20 protein-coding genes are annotated in these 22,809 nt (G+C 63.1%); 11 read left to right on the top strand and 9 right to left on the bottom strand.

The genetic code is table 11. The annotated features are described in order from the left end of the window. Positions 1 to 196: 196 nt before the first annotated feature. Together NKH80_RS20095 and NKH80_RS20090 are read left to right on the top strand one after the other, a co-directional pair. Positions 197 to 406: a DUF2061 domain-containing protein gene (locus NKH80_RS20095; protein ID WP_023678301.1), complete on the top strand. Its 210-nt coding sequence runs from the start codon at positions 197 to 199 to the stop codon at positions 404 to 406. 128 nt (positions 407 to 534) lie between these two features. Beyond that, a complete protein-coding gene (locus NKH80_RS20090) occupies positions 535 to 1,716 on the top strand; it encodes an MFS transporter (protein WP_352993105.1) in 1,182 nt (393 codons plus the stop codon). Positions 1,717 to 1,718: 2 nt separating this feature from the next. Here NKH80_RS20090 and NKH80_RS20085 read toward each other — a convergent pair whose 3' ends face one another. Both NKH80_RS20085 and NKH80_RS20080 read right to left on the bottom strand, forming a co-directional pair. Next, positions 1,719 to 2,276, bottom strand: coding sequence for a GNAT family N-acetyltransferase (locus NKH80_RS20085; RefSeq protein WP_352993096.1), 558 nt, complete (start codon positions 2,274 to 2,276; stop codon positions 1,719 to 1,721). Between the two features lie 56 nt (positions 2,277 to 2,332). Beyond that, a complete protein-coding gene (locus tag NKH80_RS20080) occupies positions 2,333 to 2,782 on the bottom strand; it encodes a GatB/YqeY domain-containing protein (protein ID WP_352993094.1) in 450 nt (149 codons plus the stop codon). A 327-nt stretch (positions 2,783 to 3,109) separates the two neighbouring features. Here NKH80_RS20080 and carA point away from each other — a divergent pair, with 327 nt between their 5' ends. Continuing rightward, complete coding sequence (carA, locus tag NKH80_RS20075) at positions 3,110 to 4,318, top strand: glutamine-hydrolyzing carbamoyl-phosphate synthase small subunit (RefSeq protein WP_352704277.1); 1,209 nt, start codon at positions 3,110 to 3,112, stop codon at positions 4,316 to 4,318. A 55-nt stretch (positions 4,319 to 4,373) separates the two neighbouring features. Here the strand turns inward: carA and NKH80_RS20070 are convergent, their stop codons facing one another. From NKH80_RS20070 to mntR, 3 genes are all read right to left on the bottom strand, one after another. Continuing rightward, entirely contained in the window at positions 4,374 to 5,642 is a 1,269-nt protein-coding gene (locus NKH80_RS20070) for a TCR/Tet family MFS transporter (protein WP_352704214.1), read from the bottom strand. Positions 5,643 to 5,795: 153 nt separating this feature from the next. Beyond that, the gene (ypfJ, locus tag NKH80_RS20065; RefSeq protein WP_352704276.1) at positions 5,796 to 6,716 is read right to left on the bottom strand and encodes a KPN_02809 family neutral zinc metallopeptidase; all 921 of its coding nucleotides are present in this window, start codon (positions 6,714 to 6,716) and stop codon (positions 5,796 to 5,798) included. Positions 6,717 to 6,927: 211 nt separating this feature from the next. Continuing rightward, complete coding sequence (gene mntR / locus NKH80_RS20060) at positions 6,928 to 7,383, bottom strand: manganese-binding transcriptional regulator MntR (RefSeq protein WP_254820344.1); 456 nt, start codon at positions 7,381 to 7,383, stop codon at positions 6,928 to 6,930. A gap of 235 nt (positions 7,384 to 7,618) precedes the next feature. Here mntR and NKH80_RS20055 point away from each other — a divergent pair, with 235 nt between their 5' ends. After that, positions 7,619 to 8,986: an Nramp family divalent metal transporter gene (locus NKH80_RS20055; RefSeq protein ID WP_352704212.1), complete on the top strand. Its 1,368-nt coding sequence runs from the start codon at positions 7,619 to 7,621 to the stop codon at positions 8,984 to 8,986. A 150-nt stretch (positions 8,987 to 9,136) separates the two neighbouring features. Further along, positions 9,137 to 9,790 (top strand): dihydrofolate reductase family protein, encoded by a 654-nt coding sequence (locus NKH80_RS20050; protein WP_352751945.1) that lies wholly within the window; start codon positions 9,137 to 9,139, stop codon positions 9,788 to 9,790. 53 nt (positions 9,791 to 9,843) lie between these two features. On the opposite strand, the gene NKH80_RS20045 is transcribed toward NKH80_RS20050, so the two are convergent. Then, positions 9,844 to 10,713 (bottom strand): LysR family transcriptional regulator, encoded by an 870-nt coding sequence (locus NKH80_RS20045; protein WP_352646681.1) that lies wholly within the window; start codon positions 10,711 to 10,713, stop codon positions 9,844 to 9,846. A 92-nt stretch (positions 10,714 to 10,805) separates the two neighbouring features. On the opposite strand from NKH80_RS20045, the gene NKH80_RS20040 reads away from it, so the two are divergent. Then, positions 10,806 to 11,405 carry a LysE family translocator gene (locus NKH80_RS20040; protein ID WP_352993092.1) on the top strand — a complete coding sequence of 200 codons (600 nt, stop codon included), beginning with the start codon at positions 10,806 to 10,808 and terminating at the stop codon, positions 11,403 to 11,405. Positions 11,406 to 11,423: 18 nt separating this feature from the next. On the opposite strand, the gene NKH80_RS20035 is transcribed toward NKH80_RS20040, so the two are convergent. Beyond that, on the bottom strand, positions 11,424 to 12,215 hold the full coding sequence (locus NKH80_RS20035; RefSeq protein WP_352993090.1) for an SDR family NAD(P)-dependent oxidoreductase: 792 nt from the start codon (positions 12,213 to 12,215) through the stop codon (positions 11,424 to 11,426). 195 nt (positions 12,216 to 12,410) lie between these two features. On the opposite strand from NKH80_RS20035, the gene NKH80_RS20030 reads away from it, so the two are divergent. Next, positions 12,411 to 12,869, top strand: a complete 459-nt coding sequence (locus tag NKH80_RS20030) for a MarR family winged helix-turn-helix transcriptional regulator (protein ID WP_352477816.1) — start codon at positions 12,411 to 12,413, stop codon at positions 12,867 to 12,869. A 37-nt stretch (positions 12,870 to 12,906) separates the two neighbouring features. On the opposite strand, the gene NKH80_RS20025 is transcribed toward NKH80_RS20030, so the two are convergent. Next, positions 12,907 to 14,085, bottom strand: a complete 1,179-nt coding sequence (locus tag NKH80_RS20025; RefSeq protein ID WP_352993088.1) for an MFS transporter — start codon at positions 14,083 to 14,085, stop codon at positions 12,907 to 12,909. Positions 14,086 to 14,278: 193 nt separating this feature from the next. Here NKH80_RS20025 and NKH80_RS20020 point away from each other — a divergent pair, with 193 nt between their 5' ends. Together NKH80_RS20020 and NKH80_RS20015 are read left to right on the top strand one after the other, a co-directional pair. Beyond that, the gene (locus NKH80_RS20020) at positions 14,279 to 14,635 is read left to right on the top strand and encodes an ArsR/SmtB family transcription factor (RefSeq protein WP_352506754.1); all 357 of its coding nucleotides are present in this window, start codon (positions 14,279 to 14,281) and stop codon (positions 14,633 to 14,635) included. A 94-nt stretch (positions 14,636 to 14,729) separates the two neighbouring features. Then, positions 14,730 to 15,476 (top strand): metallophosphoesterase family protein, encoded by a 747-nt coding sequence (locus NKH80_RS20015; protein ID WP_352993087.1) that lies wholly within the window; start codon positions 14,730 to 14,732, stop codon positions 15,474 to 15,476. Positions 15,477 to 15,572: 96 nt separating this feature from the next. Here the strand turns inward: NKH80_RS20015 and NKH80_RS20010 are convergent, their stop codons facing one another. Further along, positions 15,573 to 17,969, bottom strand: a complete 2,397-nt coding sequence (locus NKH80_RS20010; protein ID WP_352993086.1) for a DNA/RNA non-specific endonuclease — start codon at positions 17,967 to 17,969, stop codon at positions 15,573 to 15,575. 262 nt (positions 17,970 to 18,231) lie between these two features. Here NKH80_RS20010 and NKH80_RS20005 point away from each other — a divergent pair, with 262 nt between their 5' ends. Continuing rightward, entirely contained in the window at positions 18,232 to 19,113 is an 882-nt protein-coding gene (locus NKH80_RS20005; RefSeq protein WP_352993084.1) for an SH3 domain-containing protein, read from the top strand. Between the two features lie 192 nt (positions 19,114 to 19,305). Further along, positions 19,306 to 22,809 carry a carbamoyl-phosphate synthase large subunit gene (gene carB, locus NKH80_RS20000; RefSeq protein WP_352993082.1) on the top strand — a complete coding sequence of 1,168 codons (3,504 nt, stop codon included), beginning with the start codon at positions 19,306 to 19,308 and terminating at the stop codon, positions 22,807 to 22,809.

The raw sequence follows: 22,809 nt of genomic DNA, 5'->3' as shown, positions 1-22,809 counted from the left end.
CAAATCACTCAAGGCGGCACCTCCTGCCACCTTGAATCACCCAACAGAGATCAACTCAACAAATTAATGGGTCCTGACCCTAGCTTCAGAACATCGCCTATGAAAATTGCTGTGGGCCAATGCGCAAAAATTATCTTTGCGCGTTTTCCCGTCTGTCGGCTAAAGGATCGTCCCATATCTACCGGGAGGAAAGTCGATGGACACCCATTCTCGCAGCTTCGCCAAGGCGCTTTCCTGGCGCGTCACCGGCACCATCGACACGATGATCATCTCGCTCGTCGTGACCGGAAGCATCAAGCTCGCCGCGGCCATCGGCCTGACCGAGGTCGTCACCAAGTCGCTGCTCTATTATCTTCACGAACGGGCGTGGCTGAAAATTCCTTATGGGAGGAAGGCAGCCGCCTAGCTCTTGCCTCCGCGGCAGGCGCCAGACCGGCGATCAAGAAAAGCTAAAGCGGCGTCGCCAATTTCTGGATTGCCCGCCGCCCTCATCCGTGGTTTGAGGCCAGCTTGTCCGAGGACCTCCTTCGCGCCATGCTGCCCCTCATTGCCCTGTTCATAGCTGCCTTCGCCTTCGGCACCACCGAATTCGTCATCGCCGGCGTGCTGCCGCAGGTGGCGGATGGCCTTGGCGTCGCGATTCCGACCGCCGGCTATCTCGTTTCCGGCTATGCCGGCGGCATTGCAGTCGGCGGCCCGCTGCTGGCGCTCGCCACCAAAAGGTTCTCCCGCAAGGCCCTGCTGCTTGGGCTGACTGCAGCCTTCACCATCGGCCAGGCCGCCTGCGCGCTGGCGCCCGACTTCGCCTCGATGCTGCTGTTGCGGATAGCGGTGGCCGTGGCGCATGGCGCCTATTTCGGCGTTGCCATGGTGGTGGCCGTCGGCCTCGTGCGCGAAGACCAGCGCGGCATGGCGGTGGCGCTGATCCTGTCCGGCCTCACCGTATCGAACGTAATCGGCGTTCCGGCCGGCACGGCAATCGGCAACATCTGGGGATGGCGTGCGACATTCTGGGTGATGTGCGCGCTCGGTGTGGTGGCCTTCACGGCAATCGGCGCCCTGCTGCCGCGCAAGACGGGATCGTCGAGCCCGTCGGCGAGCCTTGGAAGCGAGGTCCGCGTGCTCGCACGCCAGCAGGTCTGGACCTCGCTCATTATTATGCTGATGCTGATGATCGGCCAGTTCGGCCTGTTCACCTACATCACGCCGACGCTGCTTGAGGTCACAGGCCTCGACGAGAAATGGATACCTTGGGTGCTCTTGCTCAATGGGGTCGGCGCAACGATCGGCGTCTTCGTCGGCGGGCGGCTCGCCGACTGGAAGCTGATGCCGTCGCTCATCGCCATGCTTTTCCTACAGGCGGCAATGCTCGCCTTGATCTACGCTGTCAGCCCTTACCCGCTGCCGATGGTGATAGCGATCTTCGTCTGGGGCGGCCTCAACTTTGCCATCGGCACGCCGATCCAGACCCGCATCCTGACCTGGACCGCGGACGCCTCCAACCTTGCCTCGTCGCTCATCCCGTCGGGCTTCAATGTCGGCATCGCGCTCGCCGCATCGCTCGGCGCGGCGATGCTCAATGCCGGCTATGGCTATCGCAGCCTGCCGGTGGTTGGCGCGATCGCCATGCTGGTCGCGGTCGCGGTTGCGCTTGCCTCGCATGTCTGGGAATGGCGAAGCCGGGCTGCGCCGCCGCTGCCGGCTGCCGCCGAATAGGGCTACAGATCGATCCGGTAGCGCAGGCTTTCCGCGCCGCCATAGGCGGCGTCCTCGAAGAAACGCCCGACGAGCCGGCCGCCATTGGCCAGAACGACCTTCTGCGAGGGCACATTGTGAGGCTTGCAGGTGATTTCGACGAAGGGCAGGCCAACAGCCCTCGCCTCCACCAGCATCAGCCGCAGCGCCTCGGTCGCATAGCCGCGTCCCCGTTTCCACGGCACCACCGCATAGCCGATGTGGCCGAGCACATGCGACGGCAGCGCCGCGGTGCCGTGTTGCCTGCGCAAGCCGATTGAGCCTGCGACTTCCCCGTCCCAGATCCAGCGCCGGAATCCGGGCAGCCGCGGCACCGTCGAACCGTCGGGCAAGGTGATCGGCAGTCCCTTGCCATCGGAATCGTCGAGATCGCCAAGGAAAGTCGCTGGATCCTTTTCGATAGCCGCAAGCTGCTCGCGCGTCGCGTCGAGCAGCCGCACATTGTCCGGCGACCAGCCACGCTCGAGAGCCGCCTTGTAGGACGGCAGGTGTTCAAGCGCCGGTTTGACGAGTTCGATCACGGGCGCGAGCTTTTGGCTGCCGGATTGCGGGCGCGACGGCAAGGGCCTTCGGCAGCTTACTGAAGCAGGCTCTTGACGATGCCGCTCGCCTTGGAGAAATCCATCTGACCGGCGTATTTCTCCTTGAGCGCCGCCATCACCTTGCCCATGTCCTTGACGCCGCTGGCGGCGGTCTCGGCAATCGCGGAACGGACGGCGCTTTCCGTCTCAACCTGGCCCAGTTGCGTCGGCAGGAAGTCGCGGATGATGGCCATCTCGTCGCGCTCCTGCGCCGCAAGCTCCGGCCGCTTGCCGTCATCGAACGCCTTGGCCGATTCCTCGCGCTGCTTCACCATCTTGGCCAGGATCTGCAGGATTTCGTCGTCGCTCGCCGGCTCCTTGCCGGCGCCGCGATTGGCGATGTCGCGATCATGAATGGCCGCCTGGATCAGCCGCAATGTCGGCAGCCGGCGCTTGTCCTGCGCCTTCATCGCGCTCTTCAGGGATTCGGCGATTTTGCCTCGCATAGTGCTTTCTCCTTCGAATGCGGCGGACAATAGCCGTGCCGAAAGCCCAACGCAAATGCGACACTACCGGCAAATCCCTGATATTGTTCGACGAAATAAATCCGGGCTCGCACTTCCTGGCATCATTGACCGCCTTGGCGCCTTCCCCTATGTACTGGGCCTTGCATGAACTGAATTCTAGTGCACGTCGCCCAAAAGTGCGTAGCTGTTTTGGGGCAACGACATGCACAAGTGAAAACTTAGCGCGCCGAGGCTATGAGATCGCCGCTTCGCGCTTTTTGTTGCGCCGACTGAGGGCGCACCTTTTGGAGTGCCGCCGTGGCAACGATGACCGCCGCATCGCCCCCCCCTTGGGCCACCGACAAGCCGACTGCCCTGCTGGTGCTGGCCGACGGCACCGTCATCGAGGGCCGCGGTCTGGGCGCCGCCGGCTCCGCCGTCGCCGAGGTCTGCTTCAACACTGCGCTGACCGGCTATCAGGAGATCCTCACCGACCCATCCTATGCCGGCCAGATCGTCACTTTCACCTTTCCGCATATCGGCAATATCGGCACAAATGACGAAGATATCGAGGACCTCAACCCGCTGGCCCGCGCCGGCGCCGTCGGCGCCGTGTTCAAGGCCGACGTCACCAACCCGTCGAATTATCGCGCCGGAACCGGTCTCGACCAGTGGCTGAAGAAGCGCGGCATCGTCGCACTTTCAGGCATCGACACGCGGGCGCTGACCGCGTTGATCCGCGAAAAGGGCATGCCAAATGCCGTCATCGCGCACGCGCCCGACGGTATCTTCGACGTCGATGATCTCAAGCGCCGCGCCGCCGCATGGTCGGGGCTTGTCGGGCTTGATCTGGCCAAGGAGGTCACCTCCGGTCAATCCTCGGTCTGGCGCGAGACGCCCTGGGTCTGGAACGAGGGCTTTGGCGAACAGGCTGATCCGTCGATGCACGTCGTTGCCGTCGACTACGGGGTCAAGCGCAACATATTGCGCCTGCTGGCCGGCCTCGGCGCCAAGGTAACTGTGGTGCCGGCAAAAACCGGCGCCGAGGAGATCCTGGCGATGCGGCCCGACGGCATTTTTCTATCCAACGGCCCTGGCGATCCGGAAGCAACCGGCGACTACGCCGTGCCGGTCATTCAGGATCTTTTGAAGACCGATATCCCACTGTTCGGCATCTGCCTCGGCCACCAGATGCTGGCGCTGGCGCTGGGCGGCAAGACTGCAAAAATGCATCAGGGCCACCACGGTGCAAATCATCCGGTCAAGGATCACACCACCGGCAAGGTCGAGATCGTCTCGATGAACCATGGCTTTGCCGTCGACGCCGACTCGTTGCCGAGCGGCGTCGAGGAAACCCATGTTTCGCTGTTCGACGGTTCGAATTGCGGCATTGCGCTCACCGGCAGACCAGTCTTCTCGGTCCAGCATCATCCCGAAGCCTCGCCCGGGCCGCAAGATTCGCACTATCTGTTTCGCCGCTTCGTCAACCTGATCCGCGAAAAGCGCGGCGAGCCGGCACTGGCCGAGCGTGTTTAGCGCATTGCGTAAAAACGGATTCGACTAACGGCGCCGGCCGGGCTCCCGGCGCCGATCAAGCCCCGTCCGTCACCGCTTCCTGCGCGTGCATGCGTTTGACCTCCTTCGGCGTCGGCTTGGCCACCCTGGTGACGAAGACGACGAGCGCCAGCGTGAGGAAAATCGCGCCGAGCAGATACGGGGCACCGCCGAAAGCTACGGGCGCGTTCGGCCCCGTGAACCAGGAAAAGATCGCCGTATAAAGCAGCGGTGTGATGATCGAGGTGATCGAGAAGATCGAGGTCATTGCGCCCTGGAGTTCGCCCTGGGCGGAAGGTGGCACTTTGGCGGCCGCAAGGCTTCTGAGCGGCGGGTCGGCCAACGCCTCGAGACATCCGACGACGATCACTGCATAGATCATCCAGCCTTGTGACGCGAAGGCGTAGCCTAAGGCGCTGAGTGCGGTAAATGCCAGACCGATTACCGCCGTCTTCCACTCGCCAAGCTTAGGGATCACGCGCGGCAGGACGGTCGCCATGACGATCGCCCCGCACAGGCCGAAAGCGCCGAGCGAGAAGCCGATCTGTTGTTCGCTCCAGCCATAGCGATAACTGGAGACGAACGACCAGACCGCAGGATACATCATGTGCCCCAGCGTCATCAGAAAGAAGACAAGTCCGATCCAGCCGATACCTTCGTAGTTGCGCATCTGGACGAGCGTGCCGACCGGGTTGGCGCGTTTCCACTCGAAGCGGCGACGGTGCTTGTTATCAAGTGTTTCCGGCAACAGAAACAGCGCGATCAGAAAGTTTGCGAAGGCAAGCCCGGCAGCGAAATAGAACGGCACACGCGGCCCGAACGTGCCGAGCAACCCGCCCAGAACCGGCCCGATGACGAAGCCGACGCCGAAAGCAATGCCGAGCAGCCCGAAATTCTTCGCACGATTTTCGTCGGTCGAGATATCGGCGATGAATGCCGATGTCGTGGAATAACTGGCGCCGGAAATGCCGGCCAGCACGCGGCCGATGAACAGCATCGGATAGGACCAGGCGATAGCGCAGATCAGATTGTCGATAGCGAACGTCAACACCGAGGCGAGCAGGATAGGCCGCCGTCCGAACCGGTCGCTCAACCCACCCATCACTGGTGCGAAAACGAACTGCATCGCCGCATAGACGAAGAACAGCCAGCCGCCCTCGATAGCCGCCTCGCTGATGCCGACGCCGGTCAATTCCCTGAGATAGGCCGGCAGCACCGGCATAATGATGCCGAAGCCGATGACGTCGAGCAGCAGGGTGGTAAAAACAAGCGCAAGGCCCCGCCTGGCGGTTTTGGGGTCTATCATGATGGTATCTCCTCGGGCCGCCCGAGCGAACGGGGACACACCTTATAGGCGAGCACATCGCCGGGAACAATGAGGGAACGGGCAGAGTGTTTTCATCCTGACATCCCCTGACTGCGATGCAGTCTCTCAGATAATTACGAGAAAACTGTCGGCTCAGATCGGGTTGTTGAACGTGTCGCAGTCCGAAAGCTTGCCGTTCTGGAAACCTCGCGCCAGCCAGGTCTGCCGCTGCTGCGACGTGCCGTGGTTGAAGCTTTCCGGCACGACGTAGCCCTGCATCTTCTTCTGCAGCGTGTCGTCGCCGATCTGTTTGGCGGCGTTCAGTGCCTCCGCCATGTCGCCCTGTTCCAAGATGCCCTTCTGACCGGTGAAATGTGCCCAGATGCCGGCAAAGCAGTCGGCCTGCAACTCGACCTGCACCGACATGTGGTTGGCGTCGGCTTCGCTCATATTCTGCCGCATCTGGTTGAATTTGGGCAGGATGCCGACGAGGTTCTGCACGTGGTGGCCGACCTCATGCGCGATCACATAGGCCTGTGCGAAATCGCCGGAGGCACCGAACTGCTGATCGAGCTGCTGGAAGAAGGTGGTGTCGAGATAAACCTTGCGATCATTGGGACAGTAGAATGGTCCGGCCGCCGATGAGGCAGAACCGCAAGCAGAGCCGATCCGGCCGCTGAACAGGACCAGCTTTGGATCCTGATAGGTCAGGCCCTCGGACTGGAAAATACCGGTCCAGGTATCCTCGGTCTCGGCCAGCACGGTCGACACGAACTGCTTCATTTCGTCGGACGCGGGCGCACCGGTGCCGCCGTCCTGGCCGCCGCTATTGTCGGTGATCTGGCCGCCGCCACCGGGCTGCAAGCCGCTGTCATCGAGGATCTGGCTCGGGTCGAAGCCGAAATACCACCCTGCCAGGAAAATCAACCCTACGATAATGATGCCCGACATGCCGCCGCCGCCGGCGCGACCGCCGATCGGGATGCGAAACTGCCCCGGCCCACCGCCAAACCCGCCGCTCTGGCCGCGCTCGTCCTCGACATTGTCACTCTGACGACGGCCCTTCCAGAGCATGGCAACCCCCATGACGCAATTTCTTCCGGCCGATCGGGCCGTGTCCCGGTTCGATCGGACACGACCACAATTATCTCAACGGTTACGCCAAGTCACAGTATTTTTCGTGCGAACAAGCAATGCTTGCTGACGCTTGTTTGCTCTGGCCGAAACATCGCAAGGTCTGTGGCGTTCGCCCTGCTCGTGGGAAGCGAGTCGCGCCACGTGCTTTTCAGCGGGCGGCGATTATTGCCTTGCGAAAGGCTTCGAGCGTCTCGGCGCTGACGTGATGCTCGATGCCTTCGGCGTCGATGCGCGCCGTCTCGGCACTGACGCCGAGCGAGCGCAGGAAGGCCTCGACCGTCTGGTGGCGAATGCGGCTCTCTTCCGCAACCTTGCGGCCGGCCTCGGTCAGGAACACGCCGCGATAAGGCTTCCGGGAGACCAGCCCGTCGGCGCACAGCCGCGTCAGCATTTTCGCGACCGTCGGCTGAGCGACGCCGAGCCGTGCCGCGATATCGACTTGGCGCGCCTCGTTGCCGTCCTCGATCAGGTCGGCGATGAGCTCGACATAATCCTCGACCAGCGCGCTGCGGCGCGCTTCACGCGTCTGCCTGAAGCCTTCCGAGTGGATTTCTGCATCAGGCAGCGGCTTTTCGCGAGGAACCGGTCTTTTCTTCAGCGCCAATACGCGCTCCTCCCGGCAGTTTGAATCGACATTGCAGTCATAACACGGAACCCTATTTGTTCTGGCCGTTTATTTCCATTCGGTGACCGGCGCAACCGGCGGTCACTACGGTCCGGTCGCACGGCCAAGCGGCTACACGAAAAAGCTCCGACAATGAAATATAGCATATTGCATAATGTTCAGCCGTGGCATAGATAAAGAGAGAACATCGATCGTTCCAGTGGAAAGCCATTTCATGTCGGAAGCCGAAGCCACCTCAGCCCCCCGGTCCATGTGGCGATTTGCCCGCCCGGAGGACGACGAGCAGCCCAGCCTGCGCGAAGTCAACGCAACGATCGCGGTGCCGCACTCGGGGATCTGGCTTCGCCGGCTGTTCGCCTTCATGGGGCCGGGCTACATGGTTTCGGTCGGCTATATGGATCCGGGCAATTGGGCGACCGACCTCGCCGGCGGAGCCCAATTCGGCTACACGCTGCTTTTCATCATCATGTTGTCGAACCTGATGGCGATCCTGCTGCAGGCGCTCGCCGCCCGGCTCGGTATCGCCACCGGCCGTGACCTTGCGCAGGCGTGCCGCGCCTATTATCCGCGACCGGTCAATTTCATGCTCTGGGTCGCTTGCGAATTGGCCATCATCGCCTGCGACCTGGCCGAGGTCATTGGCACGGCAATCGCCTTGCAACTGCTGTTCGGCATTCCGCTGATCGGCGGCGCCATTATCACCGCGCTCGATGCCTTCCTGCTGCTGCTGCTGATGAACAAGGGCTTCCGTTTCCTCGAGGCCTTCATCATAGCACTTTTGATTGTCATCTTCGGCTGCTTCGCCATTCAGATCTTTGCCGCCGCGCCGCCGGTCGGCTCCATCCTGCACGCCATGTTCGTGCCGTCGTCCGAGATCGTCACCAATCCAGCGATGCTTTACATCGCCATCGGCATCATCGGCGCCACGGTGATGCCGCACAATCTCTATCTGCACTCCTCGATCGTGCAGACCCGCGCCTACGAGCGCACCGATCGCGGCAAGCGCGACGCCATCAAATGGGCGACGACCGACTCGACCATCGCGCTGATACTGGCGTTGTTCGTCAATGCTTCCATCCTGATCGTGTCGGCGGTGGCGTTCCACGGCACCGGTCATCATGACGTTGCCGAGATCGGCCAGGCCTTCGAGCTTCTGTCGCCGCTCCTCGGCCTCGGCATCGCTTCGATCCTGTTTGCCGTGGCCCTGCTTGCCTCCGGCCTGAACTCGACGGTCACCGCGACACTGGCCGGCCAGATCGTGATGGAAGGCTTCTTGCGGCTGCGCATCCCGCAATGGGCGCGCCGCCTGCTGACGCGCGGCATCGCCATTATCCCGGTGGTGGTCGTCACCGCCCTCTATGGCGAGAAGGGCACCGGCCAGTTGCTGGTCTTCAGCCAGGTGATCCTGTCGATGCAGCTTCCCTTCGCGGTCGTCCCGCTGGTGCAGTTCGTCTCGGACAAGCGCAAAATGGGCAATTTCGCCATTTCCCGCGCCGTTGCCGTGCTGGCCTGGGTGGTTGCCGCCCTCATCCTGGTGCTCAACTTCAAGCTGCTCTACGACACGGTCGTCGGTTTAGGCTGAGCGTCTGCTCCAAACTGACCCAACAACGTCGGCAATCATCCGTCCTTCCAGCCCTGGAATTTTGCCGGCCGCTGTCGGACAAATGTCCGTCTGCCCGTCCTTGGCTCGAAGTCCAGCCATGACGGCACGGATCAGGGAAAGGGAGCTCCAATGAGGAAGATCATCGCCGCAACATTCGTCAGCCTCGACGGCGTCATGCAGGCGCCCGGCGGCCCGCAAGAGGACCCTGTCGGCGGCTTCAAATTCGGCGGCTGGACGTTTCACTACTGGGACGATGTGATGGGCGCCGCGATGGGCGAGACGTTTTCAAAACCGTTCGCGCTGCTTCTCGGCCGCAAGACTTACGACATCTTCGCCGCCCATTGGCCTTACCAGAAGAATGACCCGATCGCCGACAGCTTCAACGCCGTCACGAAATATGTGGCTACGCACAGGCCGGATACGCTGTCCTGGCAAAACAGCCGGCCGCTCGGCAGCGATATCGTGGCGACGTTGCGCCGGATGAAGCAGGACGACGGCCCCGACCTGCTCATTCAGGGATCGAGCGAGCTGATCCAGACCTTGCTCGCCAATGACCTGATCGACGAGATCAGCCTGCTGATTTTCCCGCTGGTGCTGGGCAAGGGCAAAAAACTGTTCGGCAGCGGCGCGATACCTGCCGCCTTCAAGCTGACCCGTTCGCAGGCATCGACCACCGGCGTCCTCATGGCGAGCTATGAGCGCTCCGGCGAGATCAAGACCGGGTCCTTTGCTCCGGAACAGCCTTCCGAAGCCGAGATCGAGCGGCGCAAGAACTGGAAGTAGATGCCGCAGGGCAATCAAGGACGGCTGAACACTGGCCGTCCTTTTTGCTGTTTTTAAGCCGCCTCTCGTCGCCGCGCCAACCCGTCGCGGAGGTGGCCCGCGAATGCCAGTACGGCCGGCGCAACGCTGTGCTTCGGCAAATGCAGATTGATTGCAAAATTCGGCAATGACGGCAAATCCGGATCGTTGGCCAAAATATCGAGGTCCGCAGGTACGGTCGACGCCAACCAGGTGGTGACGGCCAAGTCCGAACGCACTGTCGCCGTCGTCGCGTCGATGCTGCCGTTTTCGAATACGGTGCGCCAGGCCAGCCCGTGCTCGTTAAGCGCCTCCAGTACAACCGGACGGAACGCGCAGGTCTCGGCGACCATCGAAACCGGCAAGGGGCGTTTGCTGCGGGCGCCGCCGCCTTTGGCGCCGACCCAGACCAGCCGGTCGACAACAAGGCATTCGCCGGCCGACCGACCGACCGGCTCCTCGATCACCGCGAGCTCTATCGTGCCGGCCGCCAAGGCCGCAGCCAGCTCCGGCGACGAGGCGCAGACAAGCGAGATCTCGACCTGCGGATACGCCTCGGCATAGGCCTTGAGCACCGGTGCAAGCAAGGTGCCGACGAGGTCGTACGGCACGCCAAGCCGCACCTGACCGGCAACTGCATCGCCCGCCATCTCCGCCAGGATCTCGTCATTGAGCGAAAGCAGGCGCTTGCCCTTGCCGAACAGCCGCTCGCCGGAGCGGGTCAGCCGCAATCCGCTCCGATCGCGGTCGAACAGCCTGCAGCCGAGAACCTCTTCCAAACGCTTGACCTGCTGGCTGACGGCACCTTGCGTCAAATGCAGCGCGTTGGCCGCCGCCGTCATGCTGGCCCTGTCGGCAACGGTGACAAAGGTTCGGATCAGGGCAGTGTCGAGGTTGCGGAGCATCAAGCCATTATATTTGCTAATGCATGTCATAGCAAACATTGCATTTACTGATGAGCCAAACAGCCTACCGTGCAGGCTTCAAAGGAAGCAGCATGTTTGAAACCGTCCTTCCCCTCGTCCTGTTCGCGCTGGTCTCTACCTCAACGCCCGGCATGGCCACGACGTTGTCGACGGCGTCCGGCGCGCAGTTCGGGTTTCGCCGCTCTATCCCGCTGATGGCCGGAAGTGCGGCCGGCCTGGCCACAGTGGCTGCGGCAGGTGCTGCCGGGCTCGCTGGTCTGCTGGCCGCCGCTCCTTCGCTGCAACTGGCAATGAAAATGGCCGGTACCCTCTATCTGGTATGGCTTGCCCTCAAGATCGGCCGCAGCGGTCCGCCCAGTCTGGACGTGGCCATGGCAAAGCCGAACAGCTTTTTGGGCGGCGCCGGCCTGCAATGGATGAACCCAAAGGGCTGGGCCATGGGGCTGGGAGCGGCGGCATCTTTTGCCGCGCTCGCCAAAGGGCCGCTGCAGCTCGCCTTGCTGCTCGGCGCCGTCTTCGGCCTTGCAGCGGCTCTATCCCTGGCGGCATGGTGCGTGGCGGGCACGCTGCTCGCCCGGTTGCTGCGAACCGAGCGGCAGTGGCGCAGGCTCAACGCCGTGCTTGGCCTGCTGCTGGCCGCCTCGATCATTCCGATGTGGCGGACGGCGTAAGGTTAGTCTTTAGCTATGTCAGGCAGCGTAACGCGCCGCCGGCTTGCCGGCCAGAAGACTGCCGAAAAAGCCTTGCCGAACGCCAAGAAAGGCATCCACCCCGGCAACGTCGGCAAGACCCGGTGCCGTGAACGCTTCACCGTTTGCCAGGCCAACCAGCGCTGCATCGACCAGATCGTCGGCCGTCATCACGATCTCTTGCGGCACATTGGCAATATCGCTTCCCGCAACTTCCCAGAATTCTGTCCGCGTGGCCCCCGGCAAGACCACCTGCACGGCGACCTTCGTGCCCGCGACTTCCCGCTGCAAGGCCTCGGTGAAGTTGACGACGTAGGCTTTGGTGCCGCTGTAGATGCCGCCGAACGAGGTATCGAAGGCAAGCACCGAGGCGATGTTGACGATGGCGCCGCGGTTGCGCGACAGCAGCCCCGGCAGCACCGCGCGCGTCAGCCGAGTCAGCGCCACGACATTGACCTTGATCATGCGCTCGGCGACATCGGCTTCAGCCGTTGCCACCACCTGCGCGCCGCCAAGGCCGGCATTGTTGACCAGCAGCGTCACGCTGTCGTCGGTTGATATCGCCTGCTCGACCCGTCGCAGATCGCCGTCGTCGGCCAAGTCGGCGCCGATGACGCTGACCTTTTTGCCATACGCGTGGCGGAGCCTCTCCGCCAATTCCTCCAACCGATCGGCGCGCCGCGCCACCAGCACCAGATCATAACCTTGGCCGGCGAGCCGGTCGGCATAGATCGCACCGATGCCGGACGAGGCGCCGGTGACGACCGCAGTACCTTTGTCCTGATTGCTCATTGTCTTGTTCCTTCTGGTTCGATTCCAAATGCCGGTGCCGCAGGGCAACACCCCTGCTTCGACTGGCACACGAATTACTGGCATATGCCACCATTGGAACGTAGGCATATGCCACCATCTTGTCAATCCGGGAAGCAAGGACTATTTCTGGTTTGCATCGAGGGGCCCTTCCGGTCCCTCATCGGAAATCCGCCAATGTCCCAAACCACCCTGCCCGGCCTGGCGCTTTGCAACAACGCCATGCTGCGCCGCGCGACGCGGAAACTGGGCCAGTTCTATGACGATGTGCTGGCCCCATCGGGTCTGAAGGCCACGCAGCAGGGCCTGCTCTACCAGATCCACATCGGCGACGAACCGACGATGGGTGCCATTGCCGCGGCTCTCGTCATGGACCTGTCGGCCCTCGGTCATACGCTGAAGCCGCTGATCAGGGACGGCTATATCGAGACCTTCGCCGACCCTGCCGACCGCCGCATCAGGCGCGTCAGGCTGACATCGCAGGGCCGGATCAAGCTCGAAGAAGCTCTGAAGCTGTGGCAAGTCGCTCAGCAGCGCTTCGAGGAGATGTTTGGAAAAGAACAGGCGGCAAGCCTGCGAGCGGCGCTGGACGAAATCGCCGCACTTGATTTCGACGTACCGCCGGCCGCGAGTTGAATTATCGGCGGCCGGCAGCCAAGCTCCGCTAACAGCCCTATTCGGCCGGCATCGCCACCGGTCGCGCCGCCAGGTGGCCCGCCAGCACTACGCCCAGACCGATGATCGGGAATGCCGCCGCGACCACGCCGAGGTCGGCCGGTGCGCCATAGCCCAGCACCGCTGCGCCGACCACGGCACCCAGTGCAACGCCGAGATAGAGCGCCGAAGCGTTCAGCGACAGCACGATGGGCGCGGCATCGGGCGCCAGTTTGATGATGCGGCTCGCCTGCGCCGGCGGGAATGCCCAGCCGACGATGCCCCACGGCACCATCATGGCCATCAATGCCGGCCCGGCGATCTCGCGCGGCAGGAACATCGGGATCAGCGAAAACGTGACCAGCATGGCGGCACTCAGCGCTAGCGACCAGCAGACGGTGCGCGTCGCGCCGAAACGGTCGGCGGCCTGACCGCCGCCGATATTGCCGATGACCGCGCCAACGCCGAAAGCGAGCAGCATTCCGGGAAGCGCGATCGGGTTCAGTCCGCCGCCTTCGATCGCGAGCGGCGCGACAAAGGCAAAGACGGTGAAGGCGCCGATCAGAGCCAGGATCGTCGTCACCAGGATAGGCATGACGCCGGGGCGAAGTGCCGCTGCCAGCCGCATGCGGAGCGGCAGCCTTGTGCCGACGATGCCGCGCGGCAGCCGGTACCACAGGATCGCGCCGGCGAGCGCACCAAGGCCGGCAATGGCAAAGAAGGTGCCGCGCCAGCCGGCAACCGTCGCAACGAGCGCGCCGAGCGGTGCTCCGACCGCTACCGCAACCGTAGTGCCGCCGACGACCACGGCAATGGCGCGGGCGCGGTGATGATCGTCGACAAGCGCAACGGCCGTTCCCTGTGCGGTCGCCGCAAACAGGCCTGACGACAGCGCCATGACGATGCGCGCGATCAACAGCAATTCGAAGGAGGAGCTCAGCGCCGCGGCGACGTTGCCCAACACGAAGAACACCAGCGTCCACAGGATGACGCGGCGACGATCCGATTCGCCGGTCAGCGTTGCCAGGATCGGCGTGCCGATCGCATAGGCGAGCGCAAACGCGGTGATCAGTGTGCCGGCGAGCGGCACGGAGATGGCGGCATCCTTTGCAATATCGGGCAAAAGGCTGGAGATGACGAAACCTTCGGTCGAAATCGTGAACGATCCGAGCGCAAGCCAGATGAGGCGCTTATCCATGGCAATTTCCTTAGTTCAAAGGTTATTGAACAATTGGACATAACAGGGCATGATGTCAATAAAGCCGCTGCAAAATAGCCGAACCATCCTGACAGCCCGGTGTCAGGACGGGGCGACGGGACGAAACTATGTGTCCATTGGCCACGAGAGGAGATGCGTTGAAATCGGCTCCAAATGTGCTTAATTCCTGGGCATGACCTTGCCCCATCCCACCGCCGACCAGATCAGCCTGCCGAACGTGCTTGCTGTGCTCGGCGACCCGACGCGACTGGCCATCGTGCGCTATCTCGCCAGCAAAGAGGGCGTGCCGCTGAATTGCAGCCGGTTCCTCGACTTCGCCTCGAAAACCAATCTGAGTTACCATTTGGCCAAGCTGCGTGAGGCCGGCGTCACCCGCACCGAGGCGGTTGGCACCAGCCGATTGATCACGCTGCGCCGTGACGATCTCGACCGCCGCTTCCCGGGCTTGCTCGACAGCGTTATTGCCGCGGCCGGCGACGACGCATCGTTGCCGGCGGTCGGCGGCCACGAGATCGAAGTCCGCGCCTGACCGGCGCGAAGCTGGGTTCCGCTCTCGCCCGCTTCGCGAGACGAGCAAAGTAGCTTCACCTGCCCTCCAGCCATTCCAATTAACGGAGCCTGCCATGCGCATTGCCGTCCTCGCCGACATCCACGGCAATGTCCTGGCGCTCGACGCCGTGCTCGACGATCTGCGGCAGCGTGGCGGCGCCGACCTCATCGTCAATCTCGGCGATTGCGTTTCCGGCCCGCTGTGGCCGCGCGAGACCATGGAGCGGCTCGAGGCGCTCGACCTGCCGACGGTACGCGGCAATCACGACCGCCGCGTTGCCCGCGACACTGCCGACGAGACCATGTGGCCGTCCGACCACTACGCGCAGGAACGGCTGACCGCAGGCCAGCGCGAGGCGCTGTTCGCGCTGCCCGTCACGCTGGAGGTGGCGCCCGGCGTGATCGCCTTCCATGCCCGGCCCGACCACGACGAAAAATACCTGACTGACGCGATCGTCGAGGGCCGGCTGGTGCGCGCGCCGCTGGCCGCCATCGAGCGGCGCCTCGGCGCGGTCGATCCCGCCTGCCGCATCATGCTTTGCGGCCACAGCCACCGCAGCGATTTGATCCGCATTCCCGGCGGTCCGGTCATTTTCAATCCGGGCAGCATCGGCTGCCCGGCCTATGATGATTCGACCCCACCGGCGCATGTCTCGGAGCAAGGCTCGCCACACGCCCGCTATGGCATCGTCGACTTGCATCCCGATCGCTTCGAGGCCATTGCTGTCGACTATGACCACGAGGCGGCGGCGCGTCAGGCCGAGCAGGCGGGGCGGCCCGAATGGGCTCACGCGCTGCGCACCGGATTTATGTCCGGCTGAACGCGGAACGCGTTCATGCCGCCGGGCTGAGCTTGCTCATGCCTAGCTGAACGGATGACCGCTTTCGAGCGGCAGAAGTCGCGACCGGTCCAATCTTCAGTCGTCAGACGCCGATCGCTTCGATCGCTTGGCAGGACGTCGGGCGCTGGCCGCCGAAGTCTTGGTCGCCGAAGCCTTTGGCCGTGACGTCTTGGGCGCCAGTTGCGTTGGGTTGAAAGTCTGTGCCGGGGCGGATTCGGAACCGGCCCGAATGTCGGCGTCGCGCACCTGCTGGCCAAAGTTCAGGCCGGTCAGCTCTTCAATCTCGGCCACCGTCGAAAGGAACTCCGATACCCTGGCAATTTCAAGCGGGTCATCGAATGCCTCGGCACGCTCGCCGAACGCTTCGGGCATCACTTCCAAAACCGGCTTCTGGTCCGCCAGCAGCGCGATGGCGCGCAGGCCAGCTTGATCGGACCACAGCGCGATCTTCCAGAACTTCAGCGGAACATGGCTGTCGAAGCGGTAGGGAGGATCGTCCTCGCCGAACACTGGCCCGGCAAACACCGTGACACGGCCTCGCGTCGTATAGGCGTTGCGCAGCACATAGGTTTCTACCGCGCGCCATCTCAACTTCCCTTTGGAGCCGGGATGGTTAAGCGAGCTTCCTTGATTGAAGAAGCCGACTTGCGGCGCAGCATTGGTATAAAAGAACGTGTCGCGTTCTGCCGCGACCGCCTCCTGATCGACGCCCCATGCGGGGTCGCCGCGAAGTGTAATATGGCCCTTCTGAAACATTCGAGCGATTCGTTCCTTGGATTTTGCGACGGGAAATCCAGGCACATTCTGGCTCGAATAGAATTCCTGGTTCATCTGCTCGCCAAGGTCGATGCGCCGATCCGGCCGGAAAGCATCGCTGGCTTCCGAACCGGAAATCGACTCCACCCCCAATTCGACAAGCGACGGGTTGTCGATGACCGTCTTGTCCTCACGATTGACCGCCTTGGTGCGGGATCCATCGATATTGCAGGCGGTGACGAAGGCAAGCCTGCGATCGGCGTTCATCAAGATCGAAAAATGATGGTAGCGCAATTCGTGTGGGTCATCTCCCGGTTTGGCAAGAAGGTTTTTGGCCAACCGGTAGGGTGAATTGGCAACCGTCGGCATTGCTAGGACAAAGCCCGGTATGAAGCCGGGCTCATACCCTCCACGATCGTCGAAATCCTCTGTTTTCCAACCCGCGGCCTCGGCGATGGCCACCTTCCCGGGTTCGCTTGCCGGGCCTTTGCCGTCGTTTCGTCTCGCATCGCCTCCGTCGCGGTCGATCAGCGGCGCCCGGACATTTATCTCGACGGGAAAAGTCCAGGTGACCGAGCCATCGGCATTGTGTCTCGTCGCCGGCGGATTGCGATCCGGTTCCGGCCGCTGCACCGGCTTGTCCGGCACATCTTCGCGAATATCGGCGTTCAGCCGAACTGTCTCGTCCATCATGCGCGGCATGCCGGCCCAAATCGCCAGAGCTTGCGAAACCGCCGATGCCGAGGAGCCCGGCAGCTTGGACTTTCTAGCACCCAGATGGTCAACGATGGCGCTGATCCGTATGCCTTCGTTGATCTCGCGCGCAAGCGTATAGCCACCTATGCCCGTCACCTCGTGGAACGGGCCGGCCCAATGGTGGAGGGCGATAGGTTCCCATTCATTGTTGAAGACCGGGGAGCCGGACGAACCCTGTTCGGTGTCGGCGACATAGTGCAGCACTTGCACCGTTTCGTCGCGGGCCACGAGTCGGTTTTCACGCAACACCAGTTCCTTGAAGCGGCCATCGGGATGCTGGACGATGTTGGCGATTTCGCCGAGCATATGCTTGTCGCGCGCATCCGACAGCGAGATAAAACCGAACTCCCCCAGTTCCTTTGGACCGGAACGCCGCTCGCCGACCCCGATCAGCGTATAGTCCAGACCTTCTATGCTATCGGTCACGAAACAGGATTCAGGATCGAACAGGAACGTCGTCGGCGTACGCACGGCATTCGCACCGTCCTGCTCATAATCGAACTGGACCTGGAAGCGCCGGGAATCCGCCGGCGACGAAATCACATGGTTGTTTGTGAGGAACAGCCTTGGCCCGACCAGAAAACCCGATCCTTGTGGATTGCCGTTGAGAAAGGCAACACGGCCGACCGCATCGGCAGCACGGCGCCCACGCTCGAGGAATGCGACCCCGATGAAATCGAGCGTTGGGCCGAGAATTGCCTCCGGCCCTGGCTGCTTGGCGGCGGCCTTTCGTTCCCCGGCAGACCTCATGTCGATCGCTGCCGATATCATCTCCGCTTCGGTGCGGCTGAGCGACGCCTTTACCTGCAACCTGTCGAGGCGCCTGGAGAGGGTCTGTTCGGCGGCCAGCGGATTGCCGTTGGCGATGTGACCAAGTGAAGCCTCAATTTCGGCGCGCGTTTTCTTGATACGCTGGCGAACTATGTTTTCCACCTGCGCAAATATTTCAAGGTCGACCATATTGCCCTCCTCAACCTTACTTGAGAGAGTGCATATTTACATGAAATGTGCAATATTTTGCCGGCTGTTAGTTCACGGAAGTGGCCTGGTCGCGATTCAACACGCGGCACCTTTTCGGGCTTACACAGCACCGTCTCGTCGCTTATAAAAACCGGCTGGCGTGCGATGGCGCTTTCGTGCCTGGCCGCGCCTTCGGCAATTGAACCTACCGCCATGGCAGATGATTAGGCGCACAGTAACACTCCCGACGACGCTGCTTGCGGTGATTGCCGCTCCGCTGATGCTGGCGGAGTTGCCGGCCAACGGCCAGGAGCCGGAGCCCATCATCTCGATTGTGACGGGTCTCGCTCCGGATGACCTCCTGAACGTGCGCGCCACGGCGTCGGCCATGGGCAAGATCGAGGCGCGGCTGCCGAGCGGTTCGAGCGTGAAAAATCTCGGCTGCGGCGACATCAGCGGTTACAAATGGTGCAAGGTCGAAGACATTGACGACCCCAAACTGAGCGGATGGGCGCCGGCGCGCTACCTCGATCCTATCAATCCCCAGCAAGTGACACCCCAGGCGGCGGCCAATACGGAGAGCCCTGCCTCTCAACCACTGCCCGATCTGACAACGCGCCTCGGCGCGACCGCTCCCGAAACGGCGCTGAACTCCGCTGACGCAATCGGCAAGGTGGCGATCGAGGATGCTTACCGCTTGGCCCTGGCCGCTGGAAACCCCTCGACTGGACAGGTTGATGGATCGCCGCCCGCGGCGGTTGATCCCGTCCGGAATTTCGGCGCGGCCAACGCGGCGCCCCCGGCCGACGCACAGACCGTTGCGCGGCTTCAGCCGCCGGGGACACCGGTACCCGGTGCCGGCAACGCCATCCCCTGCGCGCGCTATCTCGGCCAGCCGATGACCAGCTGCAAGGCAGGCGTCGTGCGCACGGGCGACAAGACCGACGTGACCGTGACCTGGCCCGATGGCGGCACGCGCATCATCAGCTTCCAGGCCGGCAAGCCGGCCGGTGCGGACGCCCCCGGCGAATTCCGCTTCACCCGCGAGGGCAGCCTCAACATGATCCGCGTCGGTGCTTCGGAACGCTTCGAGATTACGGATGCTTTGGCGTTGGGGGATAGTGGTAAGGGAGTAGGGCAGTAGGGCAATATGTTTAAAGACGCTCGAACCTCTGCCCTACTGCCCTACTGCCCTACTGCCATTTTAGGGGGTTACATCCGGCAAAACTCTTCCCTATAAGGCCCTCCTAGCCTGATACCAGAATCGCGAGCACAACCGGCCGGGTCATCCCGTCCGGCTTTTTGTGCAAGCCGCCCGCCGAAACGGACCCTCGACATGCCAAGACGCACCGACATCAAGTCGATCCTGATCATCGGGGCCGGCCCCATCGTCATCGGCCAGGCCTGCGAGTTCGACTATTCCGGCACCCAGGCCTGCAAGGCGCTGAAGGAAGAGGGTTTTCGCGTCATCCTGGTCAACTCCAATCCGGCCACCATTATGACCGATCCGGAGCTGGCCGACGCCACGTACATCGAGCCGATCACGCCCGAAGTGGTGGCCAAGATCATCGCCAAGGAGCGGCCGGACGCGCTGCTGCCGACCATGGGCGGCCAGACCGCGCTCAACACCGCATTGTCGCTGCGCCGCATGGGCGTGCTCGACCGCTATCAGGTCGAGATGATCGGCGCCGACGCCACCGCAATCGACAAGGCCGAGGACCGCGCTTTGTTTCGCGAGGCGATGAACAAGATCGGCCTGGAAACGCCGAAGTCGATGCTGGCCAACGCCACCGACGTCAAGAATGCCGACCGCAAGACGCACGAGGCCGAACGCGCCGCGCTGAAAGCCGAGAAGCCGGAAAACCTCGACGCCGCGCTCGACGCGCTGGAAACCCGCTGGAACCTCGGCGAAGGTGACCGCAAGCAGCGCTATATCAGCCATGCCATGGCGATTGCAGCACAAGCGCTCGACCATGTCGGCCTGCCCGCCATCATCCGCCCGTCCTTCACCATGGGCGGCACCGGCGGCGGTATTGCCTACAACCGGGCCGAATTCTTCGAGATCGTCCAGTCCGGCCTCGACGCCTCGCCGACCACCGAAGTGCTGATCGAGCAGAGCGTGCTCGGCTGGAAAGAGTACGAGATGGAGGTCGTCCGCGACAAGGCGGACAATTGCATCATCGTCTGCTCGATCGAGAACATCGACCCGATGGGTGTGCACACCGGCGATTCGATCACCGTCGCCCCTGCCCTGACCTTGACCGACAAAGAATACCAGATGATGCGCAACGCCTCGATCGCGGTGCTCCGCGAAATCGGCGTCGAGACCGGCGGCTCCAACGTGCAGTTCGCCGTCAACCCGGCCGATGGCCGTCTGGTGGTCATTGAGATGAACCCGCGCGTCTCGCGTTCGTCTGCGCTGGCCTCCAAGGCGACCGGTTTTCCGATCGCCAAGATCGCCGCCAAGCTCGCCGTCGGCTACACGCTGGACGAGTTGGAGAACGACATCACCGGCGGGGCGACACCGGCGTCGTTCGAGCCGAGCATCGATTATGTCGTCACCAAGATCCCGCGCTTTGCTTTCGAGAAGTTTCCCGGCGCCGAGCCGGTGCTGACCACCTCGATGAAGTCGGTTGGCGAGGTCATGGCCATCGGTCGCACCTTCCAGGAATCGCTGCAGAAGGCTTTGCGCGGGCTCGAAACCGGCCTGACCGGTCTGGACGAGATCGAGATCCCAGGTATCGGCCACGGCAGCGCGCCCGCCAGCCACGTCGACGACCGCAACGCCATTCGCGCGGCATTGGGCACGCCGACACCGGACCGGCTGCGCATGGTGGCGCAGGCGATCCGCATGGGCACCTCGCTGGAAGACGTGCACGCAATGTGCAAGATCGACCCGTGGTTCCTTGAGCAGATCGCCGGCATCCTCGCCATGGAGGATCGCATCCGCGAGCACGGCATTCCTGAGGACGCCGCCAATCTGCGCATGCTGAAGGCGATGGGTTTCTCCGACGCCCGCCTCGCCTCCCTGGTCAGGAAAGACGTCGAAGAAGTCCAGAAGATTCGCGACAAGCTCGACGTTCATCCGGTCTACAAGCGCATCGACACCTGTGCCGCCGAGTTCGCCTCGCCCACCGCCTACATGTATTCGACCTATGAGGTTCCCTTTGCCGGCGCCTTGGCCAACGAGGCACAGGTCTCATCGCGCAAAAAGGTCGTCATCCTCGGCGGCGGCCCCAACCGCATCGGCCAAGGCATCGAGTTCGACTATTGCTGCTGCCATGCGGCCTTTGCGCTGCGCGACGCCGGCTTCGAGGCGATCATGATCAACTGCAACCCGGAGACCGTCTCGACCGACTACGACACCTCCGACCGGCTCTATTTCGAGCCGCTGACGCCGGAGGATGTGTTGGAGATCCTGCGCACCGAACAGGCCTCGGGCGAGCTGGTCGGCGTCATCGTCCAGTTCGGCGGCCAGACGCCGCTGAAGCTCGCCGATGCGCTGGAGAAGGCCGGCATCCCGATCCTCGGCACTTCGCCCGACATGATCGATCTGGCCGAGGACCGCGACCGCTTCCAGAAGCTCTTGCACAAGCTCGGCCTCAGCCAGCCGAAGAACGGCATCGCCTATTCCGTCGAGCAGGCCCGCCTCGTCGCCGGCGAGCTCGGCTTCCCGCTGGTGGTGCGCCCGTCCTATGTGCTGGGTGGCCGCGCCATGCAGATCATCCACGACGAGAGCATGCTGCAATCCTACCTGCTCGACACCGTGCCCGGCCTGGTGCCGGAAGACATCAAGCAGAAATACCCGAACGACAAGACCGGCCAGATCAACACGCTGCTTGGCAAGAACCCGCTGCTGTTCGATACCTATCTGTCGGGCGCCATCGAGGTCGACGTCGACTGTCTCTGCGACGGAAAGTCGACCTACGTCTCGGGCATATTGGAGCACATCGAGGAGGCCGGCATCCATTCGGGCGACAGTGCCTGCTCGCTGCCGGTGCACTCGCTGCCCTCGGAGCTTGTCGACGAGCTGGAGCGCCAGACGGCAGCACTTGCCCGCGCGCTCAATGTCGGCGGTCTGATGAACGTGCAATATGCGATCAAGGACGGCACGGTCTATGTGCTCGAGGTCAACCCGCGCGCGTCGCGCACCGTGCCCTTCGTCGCCAAGACCATCGGCCGTCCCATTGCCAAGATTGCCGCCCGCATCATGGCCGGCGAGAGCCTGGAAGACGCCTTCGCCCATTACGGCGCCATGCCCGACCCCCGCAATCCCGGCCACATCGCGGTCAAGGAAGCGGTATTCCCCTTCGCCCGCTTCCCCGGCGTCGACATCTTGCTCGGCCCGGAAATGCGCTCGACTGGCGAGGTCATGGGCCTCGACCGCGACTTCGCACTCGCCTTCGCCAAGAGCCAGCTGGGGGCGGGTGTCGATCTCCCCCGCGCGGGCGCGCTGTTCGTCTCGGTGCGCGACGAGGATAAGAAGGGCATCCTGCCGGCGGTGAAGCGCCTCGCCGGCCAGGGTTTCAAGGTGCTGGCCACCTCCGGCACCGCCCGCTTCCTCGCCGAGAACGGCGTCGCCGCAGAGAAAATCAACAAGGTGCTGGAAGGCCGCCCGCACATCGAGGACGCCATCCGCAACCGCCAGGTGCAGATCGTCTTCAACACCACGGACGGCCAGAAGGCGGTCTCGGACTCGAAGTCGCTGCGCAGAGCGACGCTGATGCAAAAGGTGCCCTATTACACGACGCTTTCGGGCGCGGCTGCGGTGGCGGAAGCGATTGCGGCGCTGCGGGCGGGGAGCCTAGAGGTGCGGCCGCTGCAGGAGTATTTTGCGTAA

The organism is Mesorhizobium sp. M0904 (assembly GCF_040319475.1).
GTDB lineage: Bacteria > Pseudomonadota > Alphaproteobacteria > Rhizobiales > Rhizobiaceae > Mesorhizobium.
Note: the sequence above shows the minus strand (reverse complement) of the source record. Positions and strands in the feature narration are given on the sequence as shown.